The sequence below is a fragment of the Bacteroides graminisolvens genome (assembly GCF_963666085.1).
GTDB lineage: Bacteria > Bacteroidota > Bacteroidia > Bacteroidales > Bacteroidaceae > Bacteroides > Bacteroides graminisolvens.
In genome coordinates, this window is the sequence record NZ_OY762556.1 from 178,139 (window position 1) to 190,843 (window position 12,705).

The 12,705-nt window shown below is 41.8% G+C and carries 8 protein-coding genes; 2 read left to right on the forward strand and 6 right to left on the reverse strand.

The window, feature by feature from the left end; all coding sequences use genetic code 11:
• Positions 1 to 9 precede the first annotated feature (9 nt).
• The 3 genes from rpsA to ACKPCE_RS00830 all read right to left on the reverse strand — a co-directional run bounded on the left by rpsA (position 10) and on the right by ACKPCE_RS00830 (position 4,830).
• The gene (rpsA, locus tag ACKPCE_RS00820) at positions 10 to 1,797 is read right to left on the reverse strand and encodes a 30S ribosomal protein S1 (RefSeq protein WP_319503849.1); all 1,788 of its coding nucleotides are present in this window, start codon (positions 1,795 to 1,797) and stop codon (positions 10 to 12) included.
• Between the two features lie 106 nt (positions 1,798 to 1,903).
• The gene (locus ACKPCE_RS00825) at positions 1,904 to 2,605 is read right to left on the reverse strand and encodes an SIMPL domain-containing protein (RefSeq protein WP_319503850.1); all 702 of its coding nucleotides are present in this window, start codon (positions 2,603 to 2,605) and stop codon (positions 1,904 to 1,906) included.
• A gap of 35 nt (positions 2,606 to 2,640) precedes the next feature.
• Complete coding sequence (locus ACKPCE_RS00830) at positions 2,641 to 4,830, reverse strand: DUF5686 family protein (protein WP_319503851.1); 2,190 nt, start codon at positions 4,828 to 4,830, stop codon at positions 2,641 to 2,643.
• A 205-nt stretch (positions 4,831 to 5,035) separates the two neighbouring features.
• Here ACKPCE_RS00830 and ACKPCE_RS00835 point away from each other — a divergent pair, with 205 nt between their 5' ends.
• Together ACKPCE_RS00835 and ACKPCE_RS00840 are read left to right on the forward strand one after the other, a co-directional pair.
• A complete protein-coding gene (locus ACKPCE_RS00835; protein ID WP_024996241.1) occupies positions 5,036 to 5,737 on the forward strand; it encodes a Crp/Fnr family transcriptional regulator in 702 nt (233 codons plus the stop codon).
• Between the two features lie 37 nt (positions 5,738 to 5,774).
• The gene (locus ACKPCE_RS00840; RefSeq protein WP_319503852.1) at positions 5,775 to 8,207 is read left to right on the forward strand and encodes a glycoside hydrolase family 20 protein; all 2,433 of its coding nucleotides are present in this window, start codon (positions 5,775 to 5,777) and stop codon (positions 8,205 to 8,207) included.
• 97 nt (positions 8,208 to 8,304) lie between these two features.
• On the opposite strand, the gene trxB is transcribed toward ACKPCE_RS00840, so the two are convergent.
• From trxB to ACKPCE_RS00855, 3 genes are read right to left on the reverse strand one after another with little or no spacing between them, the layout of a single operon-like run.
• The gene (gene trxB, locus ACKPCE_RS00845; protein WP_024996243.1) at positions 8,305 to 9,249 is read right to left on the reverse strand and encodes a thioredoxin-disulfide reductase; all 945 of its coding nucleotides are present in this window, start codon (positions 9,247 to 9,249) and stop codon (positions 8,305 to 8,307) included.
• Positions 9,250 to 9,264: 15 nt separating this feature from the next.
• Positions 9,265 to 9,906: an outer membrane lipoprotein periplasmic chaperone LolA1 gene (gene lolA1 / locus ACKPCE_RS00850; protein ID WP_319503853.1), complete on the reverse strand. Its 642-nt coding sequence runs from the start codon at positions 9,904 to 9,906 to the stop codon at positions 9,265 to 9,267.
• An 18-nt stretch (positions 9,907 to 9,924) separates the two neighbouring features.
• A complete protein-coding gene (locus tag ACKPCE_RS00855) occupies positions 9,925 to 12,393 on the reverse strand; it encodes an FtsK/SpoIIIE family DNA translocase (RefSeq protein ID WP_319503854.1) in 2,469 nt (822 codons plus the stop codon).
• Positions 12,394 to 12,705 lie beyond the last annotated feature (312 nt).

The following is a 12,705-nucleotide window of genomic DNA, read 5'->3' on the forward strand; positions in this document are numbered from 1 at the left end:
TCTACAATTTTACTTTTCAGAATCCATTTGTTCTTTCAAAGCAGCAAGTGCATCAATATCACCCAATGTAGTAGAAGCAGCTTGGTTTTGGATTGAAGAAGCTGGTTCTTCTTTCTTAACTATTTTCTTAGCAGCTTTCTTCTCTGCTCTTTCTTCAGCTTTAGCTACATCTTCAAAGATACGGCTGTGAGAAAGGATAATTCTCTTAGCATCTTTATTAAATTCAATCACCTTGAACTCAAGTTTCTCTTCAAGTTGAGCTTGTGAGCCATCTTCTTTTACAAGATGTTTAGGAGTAGCAAAACCTTCAACGCCATAAGGAAGAGCAACTACAGCACCTTTATCTAACATTTCGATAATAGTACCTTCGTGTACAGAACCTACAGTGAATACAGTTTCAAATACATCCCATGGATTTTCTTCCAATTGTTTGTGGCCTAAGCTTAAGCGACGATTTTCTTTGTCAATCTCCAAAACTTGAACTTCAATATCTGCTCCAATTTGAGTAAATTCAGAAGGATGTTTCACTTTCTTTGTCCAAGACAAGTCAGAGATGTGGATCAATCCGTCAACACCTTCTTCGATCTCAACGAACACACCAAAGTTAGTAAAGTTACGTACTTTTGCTGTGTGCTTAGAAGCTACAGGATACTTTTCTTCAATGTTTTCCCATGGATCTTGTTTCAATTGCTTGATACCCAAAGACATTTTACGTTCGTCACGATCAAGAGTCAATACTACAGCTTCAACTGTATCACCAACCTTCATGAAATCTTGAGCAGAACGCAAATGTTGTGACCAAGACATTTCAGAAACGTGAATCAAACCTTCCACGCCTGGAGCGATTTCAATAAATGCACCATAATCAGCCATCACAACTACTTTACCATTTACCTTATCACCAACCTTCAGTTCAGTGCTAAGAGCATCCCATGGATGAGGAGTAAGTTGTTTCAAACCTAAAGCAATACGTTTTTTCTCGTCATCGAAATCAAGGATAACTACATTCAGTTTCTGATCGAGTTCAACAACTTCTTTCGGATCGCTTACACGGCCCCATGAAAGGTCAGTGATGTGGATCAAACCATCTACACCACCAAGGTCGATGAATACACCATAAGAAGTGATGTTCTTAACTGTACCTTCAAGAACCTGTCCTTTTTCAAGTTTACCGATAATTTCTTTCTTCTGTTGTTCCAGTTCAGCTTCAATAAGAGCTTTATGAGAAACAACAACGTTTTTGAATTCTTGGTTAATCTTAACCACTTTGAATTCCATTGTTTTTCCTACGAATACATCGTAATCGCGGATAGGTTTCACATCAATTTGAGAGCCTGGTAAGAACGCTTCAATACCAAACACGTCAACAATCATACCACCCTTAGTGCGGCACTTGATGTAACCCTTAATAATTTCTTCGTTTTCAAGAGCAGCGTTCACACGATCCCAAGAGCGAGTAGCACGGGCTTTTCTGTGTGAAAGAACCAACTGTCCTTTTTTGTCTTCCTGGTTTTCAATGTATACTTCAACAGTATCACCTACTTTTAATTCAGGATTGTAGCGGAATTCATTTAAAGGAATGATACCGTCTGATTTGTAACCGATATTAACAACAACTTCACGTTTGTTCATAGCAATTACGGTACCGTCAACAACCTCACGGTCGTTTACCTTGTTCAGCGTGCCATCATAAGCTTTTTCAAGGTCTTCACGGCTTGCTCCCGAGAAGCTTTCACCATTTTCATACGCATCCCAATTGAAATCTTCAATAGGAGCAACGTTCTTCAAATTTTCCATTAATAATAAATTGTTTAAACTTTAATTAAATAAGACATTATGTTGATTATGTAAATCGGGCGCAAAGATACTATTATTTTCGCGAACGACAAACAATTTCAGTCATTTAGTTCTTCAAATAATAGTTTATGGTAGTTACCACACGCACATTTTTAATGAACGGAGTATTGGCATCGCGATCGGTTATGGTAAATTGTCCTTGCGAAGCATCCCTTATCTTGCCCAATTCACTGTCCGAATCGCGTGCAAACTTATCTGCTGCCGTACGCGCATTTTTAGTTGCTTCTTCAATCATCCGGGGTTTAATCTGATTCAGCCCGGTGAATTCATAAACTACATTATACCGATAATCGCCACCTGCAATAGCAATTCCCTGCTTCAGTAACTCGGCCTGTTCCGTCATCAGTTTTCTTACTTTGGCTACATCTTTTGAAGTAACAGTAACTACAGACGTTGCATTGTATCTGTAAGCAGAAGGAGTAGAGCTGTACCGTTCCGCCTGCATATCCAACACTTCGGGCGGAGCAATACTAATCTCTTGAGGGGTTACGCCATTCGCTTTAAGGAAAGACACAATGGCCTGATTTTTACGATTCATGATATTGTATAAGTTAATAAGATCATCTCCTATTTCCTTATACATCAAAGGCCAGATTACTTTATCGGCTGCAACTTCCATTTCGGCCAATCCTTTTACGCTGACCACCCTTTCCTTGTCTTTAAAATCAGTTATGCCCGATTTTATCTGATAACCCAATAAAAACAACCCGACACAGAGCAACAAAGCTTCCCATTTTAAGTTTTTCATGTTAAGTCCTCCTACAAAAATTAATTATACAATTATTATCTATTAAATAGTTCAAAGGTGAATTTGCAGCCAATTTGCGAAAATTCACCATTTACATTACTCACAAATACGCCCAAATCAAATATATGCGTACCGATGCCGTAACCAAATTCCAGATAAGGCATTAAATGCGGTACCAGTAAAGCCCCAAAATAGAGACGTTCATTAATAACATTGCGTGTATATCGCACAATATGAGGTAATACTAAGAACGGTGCTTCATAAGTAAAGTTAGCTCTGACGTATTTATTTGATGAGTTATACCAACGCCTGTCTAAAAGTTGAAAAACACCACCAATATCATCATTCCATCCCACAGGTAAATTGTTCTTACTGAAATTAACAAAGTCAACAAAGTAAAGCTCTTCTTGTTCCGTAAACATACCTCCTCCCAAACGCCAATAAACACTTTTCATCAGACCGAGAGAACGTTGATGCTGAACGTCAAACTCCCAGCGTTCATATTTACCGGTACTACCTAAAACTCCTTTCACCCCTCTTTCCCAATCGAGCGAAACAGAAGGATAATCTGAATGCAGATTCACTTTGCGCTTTCCATTCATGTAATAATACTGCCCCGGTGTCCACTCCAATCTAATTCGGGGCGCAAAACTCTTATACTTACTTTTAATTTTAGAGTCGCCACCGGGATGCAACGAATCAATCGGAGCAAAAGCAGCAGGATTCACGGCAGTCCTCCTGTGCGCGGAAACTCCAAGGTTAAGCGTAAACCCGTTGAACACCTCCAAACTATGATTGAACGCAGCATACAAGTCGCGGAAATAATTCAATTCAACCTTATTAAAGTTAAAAATACTATCGGGAATATCTTTCAACTCATCCAATACATCACTACTATAAATACGGTTACCATTACCAACCTGCAAATGCACTGCTGCCTTTTTGGCCGGCCAATAATCAAAATCAGTATTAGCTGACCAATACAATTCTTTGCGTTTGAAGTTATAGCCAACCTTTGGTACAATGCGCAGTAACCGGTCGCCCTTCAGATACCTGTTATATTTAAACTCCTGCTTGTAAGAAAGACCGTCAGTAGCACTATAGCTCAATAAAAAAGGATTTAATATCGGAGAGCACTTTACCATGCCCAGATTTGACATATCAATATAATAATTGCTAATCAATGCATCTCCCGCATTTCCAAAGAACGACCATTTATTGTTTTTGAAAGACAACTTATTTTGCAAAGAATACTTCCTTACATCATAATCATTATATATTTTCTCTTCGTTGGCGTTAAGACTCAGCGGACGCATTTTTTGAAAGTAATTCTTATCCGTAAAAAAAGAATTCGTATCACATTGCAACGTATATGACTCTGTCAGATCATACATTTTTTTTTGTTTTCCCAATTGATGCTGAATCTGTTGATACTTAATATCCTTATAATGCAACGCAGCATTGTAATTGGTAACAACCACATTGCCTAAAAATCGAAAACGCGTATCAACCTTACATGCAACAGGTAAGAACTCATCATCATCTCCTATTTTCCCCATCTCAATATGATTGGTGAAAAGACGATATTCAGATCTACCGGTAAATAACATTTCACGCACACTCCAAACCTTATCCGTCACAATAAAATAGCCTTCAACCAATTGATAACTGGGCCATTTGGGAACGAAGGAAATTTTATAATGCACATTATTCGCATCATAAAGAATGGAATCTATTGAATACGTATAATATTTACGCGCATCATTTTGCAATGGAGAAAGCAATTTCTTATTTAATAAATCAGAAGAATAAACATTAACATGAAAGAAATCTAAAATATCCGCATTTACACCTTTGTACTTTTTCACCGTTCCCGAGCAGGCCTTAACCTTCTGATCATAAATATTAGGAGCCGTGTAGTGCAATTCGCTATGCGATTCCATAATATATTGACGTACACCCTTATCCGTATCAAACATAAAAGGCACAAAACGCAATATAAGATTTTTCTTCTTTATGTCGGCTTTGGCTTTAATATATAGATCGGCAGTGTATTCGCCTACTATTTTTTCGTAAAAAGGAGCATAAAGTATTACTCTATTCAGAATCGTATCAACAGGCATTCCATTGGCTTCCGAGCCAGAGAACGTATATGATGCACAGGCTTTGTTTCCACATAAACCTGACAGAACAATGCACAACCCTATTAATATATATTTTTTCAAATCAAAAACATGCCTAGAATAAACCACACAAATATAAATAAATTAGATAACATTGACACGGTCAAGCTGTTAATACATGTTGTTATCTTTATATTTGAATGAATATTCATCGAAAACCGATATAAATAGATTATTTTTTGCTTTTATTCCGTTTTTCATTTTTTCTTCTTACATTTGTGCTTTATAACACAGTTTTGCAACACTCATGGTTAAAATGAATTTGTCAGACATAGTTGTTTCGGATTATATTGCAGAGATGTGGACTCCTTTAAACGAAGAGCAAAGGGAGTTCCTTGCCAGTAATTTTACTCTTCAAAATTACAAAAAGAACGAAACCATTTATTGTGAAGGCGAAGCTCCCACTCACCTGATGTGTCTTTTAAGTGGAAAAGTCAAGATATACAAAGACGGTGTAGGAGGCAGAAGCCAAATTATTCGCATGGTTAAACCGGGAGAATATTTCGGCTACAGAGCCTATTTCGCAAAAGAAGATTACCTTACTGCCGCTGCCGCATTCGAACCATCCGCCATTTGTCTGATTCCCATGAGCGTTATTACAAAGCTGGTTAGCGAAAACAATCAATTGGCGTTATTTTTCATCAAACAATTGTCTATTGACCTTGGAATATCCGACGAACGTACGGTTAACCTTACCCAAAAACACATTCGCGGACGATTGGCAGAATCACTTCTCTTCCTCAAAGAGAGCTACGGATTGGAAGAAGACGGCTGCACACTGAGCATCTACCTTTCCAGAGAAGACTTGGCCAACCTTTCCAACATGACTACATCTAACGCCATACGAACCTTATCCAATTTTGCAAACGAAAGATTAATCAGCATCGATGGAAGAAAAATAAAGATCATTGATGAGGAAAAAATAAGAAAGATTAGCAAGATAGGTTAATCTTGCTGGTTTATTATCACTTAACACACGTAATATTATGAAAAGAGGATTTTTTATCCTTCTTTTGATTGTGTCATTTATCTCCCCCGGATGCGGACAATCAAAAGAAGCAGTTAATGAGTACCAACTCATTCCGTACCCTAATGGGTTAACACCCCAAAAAGGAAGTTTCAAACTAACCAACGGTTTACCGGTAGTGGTTCAATGCCCCGAGGCACAATGCGTAGCCGACAGTTTTATAACCCGCCTGAAGCAGTGCGCTCTCATGAACCTGACAGCAGAGACAAAGGGAACTCCCGGTCAACCGGCTATTTATTTCCAAAAGCAAGAAGGTCTTCACAAAGAAGGATATAAACTTTCCGTTTCCAACAAGCAGATCACTGTGAAAGCCTCAACAGCCAATGGCTTTTTCTATGCCGTGCAAACATTGTATCAACTCCTGCCACCTGCCATTTATAAAAGAGATGTAACTCCTGGCTTAACATGGAGCATACCCGCCGTTGAAATTGAAGACGAACCTCGTTTTGCTTATCGCGGTTTAATGCTTGATGTATGCCGGCATTTTTCACCCGTAGGCTACATCTATCGGTTTATTGACATGCTGGCCTACCATAAAATGAATGTCTTCCATTGGCATCTCACGGATGATCAGGGATGGAGAATTGAAATCAAAAAATACCCCAAGCTAATAGAAATAGGTTCAAAAAGACCGGAAACACTGATTGGGTACTATTTTGAAAATTACCCTCAATTATTTGACGGCAAAGAACATCAAGGTTATTACACCCAAGAGCAGATCAAAGAGATTGTAGCTTACGCCGCCAGTAAACACATCACCGTTATTCCTGAAATAGAGATGCCGGGACATGCGCTGGCTGCTTTGGCCTCTTACCCGGAGCTATCGTGCAGACCCGATACAACTTACGGAGTATCAACCAAATGGGGCATCTTCAATGAAGTGTTCTGTCCCAAAGAAGAAACATTTGCGTTCCTAGAAGGAGTACTCGACGAGGTAATGGCGCTCTTCCCCAGTCCGTACATCCATATAGGGGGCGACGAATGTCCCAAAACCGAATGGAAGAACTGCGCCCATTGCCAGGCATTAATCAAAGAACTCGGATTAACAGACGACAGTGAGCCTAATAAAGTAGACGGGAAAAAGCACAGCAAAGAGGAAAAGCTACAGAGCTATTTTATCACTCGCATGGAAAAGTATCTCAATGCTAAAGGAAGAAACATCATCGGATGGGATGAAATTCTGGAAGGTGGACTGGCGCCCAATGCAACTGTGATGTCGTGGCGCGGTGTTGAAGGAGGTTTAACCGCAGCCAAAGCCGGGCACAATGCCATTATGACTCCTGGTGCCTACATGTACCTCGATCAGTATCAGGAGAATCCGGAGATAGCGCCTACCACTATCGGCGGATACGCAACCTTGAAGAAAGTATACGGATACAACCCCGTTCCCGATGATGCCGATGCGCTGGTGAAAAAACACATCATTGGTTTGCAAGGAAACATCTGGACTGAGTACATGCCTACCACCGACCGAAGAGATTATCAGGCATTTCCTCGCGCGTTGGCCATTGCCGAGACGGCGTGGACACAGAATAAACATAAGGATTGGAACAGCTTCCGCCAAAGAGTAGAAAGTGATTTTGCCCGCATGGACATCATCGGTGTAAAAGCATGCCGAAGCTTCTTCGACGTTAACATCCACACACGCGGAAACGGTAAAAACGGACTGAACGTGACGTTGGAAACCGACGTACCCAACGCCGAAATACATTACACCACCAATGGTACCGAACCAACCAACCAATCAACCCGCTACACTCAACCTTTCCTGCTTCACGGCAACTTATCACTGAAAGCAGCAACGTTCAGAAACGGGAAACGACTGGGAAGTATTACATCAAAACCACTGTACGGAAACCTCATCAGCGGACACAGCTTTACCGTAACTCCGGGAGCAGGTTGGATGACAGGCGACATTTGGGACGACAACCACGTGCTGGGTTCCGACAAACAAACCTTTGGCCTGACCAATGGCAAACGCGGATACCGACAGTCATACACGCCGTGGGTAAGCTTCGGCATGAACGAATCATGCAAAGAAGTTATTTTCACAACCGATTTGGGTAAAACAGAATCGATTAGCAAAGTCGTATTCGGTTCCCTGCACAACCCGGCTTATAAGGCACTCCCTGCGGGAAAAGCAGTTGTAGAAATATCGACGGATGGTGTTAACTACAAAAAAGTAGCCGAAGAAACCTTCCGCAGACAATTGCCCGAAAACGGCAGAAAAGCCTTTACCGACGAAGTAATCTTTGCCGCTTCCGATGCACGCTACATTCGTTTAACCATTCAAAACGGAGGAACGCTGCGCAACGGCATTGATTACAGAAAAGATAACGGGCCCGCCACCATCCAAGCTAATTTATACCTGGATGAGATAGAAGTTTATTAAGCAAAGCAACGATTAAAGCTTTCATACAAAATAAGAAGCAGGGTGATTGAAGGAAGTCCCATTCAATCACCCTGCTTTATTTATGATCCGGTGCTAATTAAAGCCCGTGTTCAGACAAGTATCTTTCAGCCTCAATAGCAGCTTTACAGCCACTTCCGGCAGCCGTGATGGCCTGACGATAATGCGAATCGGCTACGTCACCGGCAGCAAACACACCCGGCACTTTGGTTCGGGGTGAATCACCTTCCGTTAAGATATAACCCACTTCATCCGTTTCCACATAAGGTTTGAAAATATCGGAATTCGGTTTATGACCAATGGCCAGGAAGAAACCGTCAATCGCAATGTCGTAACGTTCTTCATCGGCCTCTCCCATCCTTTTAACCAAATGAGCCCCTTCAACGCCTTTTTCTCCAAACAATCCAAGCGTGTTATGCTCAAAAAGAACTTCAATTTTCTCGTGATTCATCACGCGATCTTGCATGATCTTTGAAGCACGCAAGAAAGGCTTGCGAACAATGAGGTAAACCTTAGACGCCAATCCGGCCAGGTAGATAGCCTCTTCACAGGCAGTATCACCACCTCCTACTACAGCAACCACCTTTTTGCGATAGAAGAACCCGTCGCAAGTAGCACAAGCACTAACGCCCATACCGGCATATTTCTTTTCATCTTCCAGTCCCAAATACTTAGCCGTAGCTCCTGTTGATATAATAACAGTCTGAGCCTCAATCACCTTTTCATCATCGATGGTTATTTTATAAGGTGCAGCGCTCAAATCAGCTGCGGTAGCCATACCAAACCGAACGTCAGCTCCGAATCGTTCAGCCTGTTTGCGAAGATCCTCCATTAACTCAGGACCCGTAATACCTTCGGGATAACCGGGAAAGTTCTCGACTTCAGTCGTAGTCGTTAACTGTCCGCCCGGTTGAATACCTTCGTAAAGCACAGGTGAAAGATTAGCTCTTCCGGCATAGATAGCTGCCGTGTAACCAGCAGGGCCCGACCCAATGATCAGACATCTTACTTTTTCTGTTTCCATATACTTAATCTTATTTTATCTTAAATCAATTAGTTCCACGTTAGGGTGCTGTTTTCTATTAAATACAAAAAAAGAATCAGCGTACCGCTGTCCCGGCTGATAATCAGTGATGACTATTTCGCTGCGAGAACCATCCCGCTGCTGTGCCAATATGTACAACGGTTGATATGAATCCCTGGCCACATAAATAACCAAGCTACTTAAACTCTGTTTCTTGCTGCTTGCCGAAAGCTTCACCTCATAAACAGCCTTACCCCGAAAACTCTTCACCGAACCCAGCTTGTGCGAGAATCCTTTTTTATACATATATAATAAAGTATACGGATTCATGGATTGCAGTTCCTGTTCGGTAGGGTTACTGATATTAACCTCCTCACTGCCCGACAGATAACTCCACTGCGTTTTCCCATCAAACCAAGTAGTCATTTCCGCAGTTTGAAGCACAAACTTATTACCCTTTAGTTGAATGGTACCGCGAGTATCTCCGGCAGGCCGTCCTTTCGCAAAAGCTTTTATGGTAAACCCGGCTTTGATGCCACCCGCATTTTGAAAGGCAGCAGCCGTTTTGTCGAGCACCTCAATAGAACTTCCCTGAGCAGCTAGTAAGCTAAAACCACCAGCAACACATAATAACAGCGTAAAAATATATTTTTTCATTGTTCTAATAACGACTTATTACATCAAATTGTTCAAACGCATTTCCAAATCATTTTCATCCAAGCACATTACCTGACGCGCCTTACTTCCCTCGCTGGGACCCACAATTCCCGCTTTTTCAAGTTGATCCATGATACGTCCCGCACGGTTATAACCAATGGCAAACTTACGTTGAATAAGCGACGTAGATCCTTGTTGGTGAATGACAATAAGACGTGCCGCATCGGAAAATAAAGGATCGAGTCGTCCCATATCCACATCGCCCAAATCACTTGAAGCATCTTCATTCACATATTCGGGCAAGAAGAAAGCCGTGGGGTATCCTTGTTGTCGGGCAATGTATTTGGTTATATCCTCCACCTCGGGCGTATCAACAAAGGCACACTGCACACGAATGGGGTCTGCCCCCTGAAGGAAAAGCATATCACCCCGACCAATAAGCTGGTTGGCACCCGGGCGGTCGAGAATGGTACGTGAGTCCATCATAGAAGACACACGGAAAGCCACTCGTGCCGGGAAGTTAGCCTTAATGGTACCGGTAATGATATTTGTCGTTGGGCGTTGCGTAGCAATCACCATGTGAATACCAATGGCACGAGCCAGCTGAGCAATACGCGCAATAGGCAACTCCACCTCCTTACCGGCAGTCATGATCAAGTCGCCAAACTCATCGATGATCACCACAATGTAAGGCATGAACTTATGTCCCTTTTCGGGATTCAGCTTGCGGTTAATAAATTTCTCGTTGTACTCCTTAATGTTACGCACATGCGCCTTTTTCAGCAAATCATAGCGGCTGTCCATCTCCACACAAATGGAGTTCAACGTTTGCACCACCTTGGTTACATCGGTAATGATGGCCTCCTCCCCGTCGGGCAGTTTAGCGAGAAAATGATGCTCGATAACCGAATAAATGCTGAACTCAACTTTCTTGGGGTCAACCAATACAAACTTCAGTTCAGACGGATGCTTCTTGTAAAGCAAGGAAGTAATGATGGCGTTGAGCCCAACCGACTTACCCTGTCCGGTAGCACCGGCAACCAGCACGTGAGGCATTTTACAAAGGTCGACCATGAACACCTCGTTGGTGATGGTTTTACCCAATGCAATGGGCAAATCGTATGACGACTCCTGAAATTTCTTACTACCAATGATAGACTGCATCGACACAATCTTAGGATTCGAGTTAGGCACCTCAATACCAATCGTTCCTTTACCCGGTATGGGAGCAATGATACGAATACCAAGAGCCGACAGACTGAGAGCGATATCATCTTCCAATCCGCGTATTTTAGAGATACGCACACCCTGTTCGGGTGTAATTTCATATAGCGTAACCGTGGGACCTACCGTTGCCTTGATGGAACTGATTTCAATACCAAAACTTCTCAACGTATTGATAATACGATCTTTATTCGCCTTCTGCTCCTCCATGTTAATGGTCGGTTCGTTGTTATCGTATTTCTTCATCAGCTCCAACGTAGGATAGCGATAATTCTCCAAATCAAGTTGAGGATTATAAGGTTCCACCTCGGGGCCTTGGTACGATTCATCGTCGTCGCCTACAGGTGTTGCAACCTCAAAAGCCGGACCCTCGGGAATCGGCGGACTAACCATCACATCATCAGCCGTTTTGGAGAAAGTCATATCCAACGCTTCTGCCGGGGCAGGCTCTTCAACCATGAAATTGTCATGAACAGGAGGAGCCACTTCCATCGCAGGCTGTTGAGCCGGAATATCTTGTTTGAAAGTCTTCTTCACCGAAAACTCAACCGTCTGCGGCTGAGGATTTGTAAATTCGGGCTGTTCAGCCTCTTCCTCCTCGCCCAGCGCCTCCACCGATTCTTTCTCTTTGCGTTTGATAAAGCCCAAAGAAAGAATTTTGCGCAACCAAATAATGGTACGAGCACTCAGGTAAATCAAGAAACAAATAGCAGAAACCAAAAGAATCATCCAAACACCGGGTACACCAACCTGAGAGATCAGCCAGATACTCACGTTGTAACCATGCATGCCTCCGAAGTAGATAAAAGAATCTTTGTAATGCTCCATGAGCACAAAGCCAAAAAATACAGAAAACCAAACCAACAGCAGCGTACAACCGATAAACCATTTCCACAGTCGGAAGTTACGTACGCGCATCAGTTTCAATCCCGTGACAGCCAAAAATACCAGAATAAAAAAAGAAGAAACCCCAAAACAGTCGTTTATAAGGTAGCTGGCCAACTGCGCTCCTCGTGAACCTGCATAGTTTTTCACGTGATTATTGACCGAAGCCAATTCCTGTGAATTGCCCGCATCAATAATACTTTGATCGGCAGCTCCCGTGAAAAAGAACGAAGAGAGAGCCAACAACAGATACACCGAAAAAATAACCAATACCAATCCGAGAACAAAATGAATGGTTTCATTCTTGAAAAACAGTATAACTTTATTGGTAGAAGCTTCATCAGTAACCACTTCCTTTTCTGATTTCTTTTTAGCCATGAATAGAATATCTTAAACAATAACATATTAATAATGCAAACTTAGACAAAAATCTGCAATTATTCGCTGCTTACCCTAAAATTAAGAATTTGTAGCCCGAAATGAGCACCCGCTCTCATAAAAAGTATGAAATAAAGTATCACCAAGTATCACCAACCTTGTAACAACCTGACAATCAGATTATTCCGGGTGACACTTGCCTAAAAAAAAGCCTCACCAAGTATCACCAAGTATCACCAACTTTTTTGGCATTTATTCATTACATGTACATCCGTATTTAGGTTCTATATATAAGCTTTTTAACAAGTACGC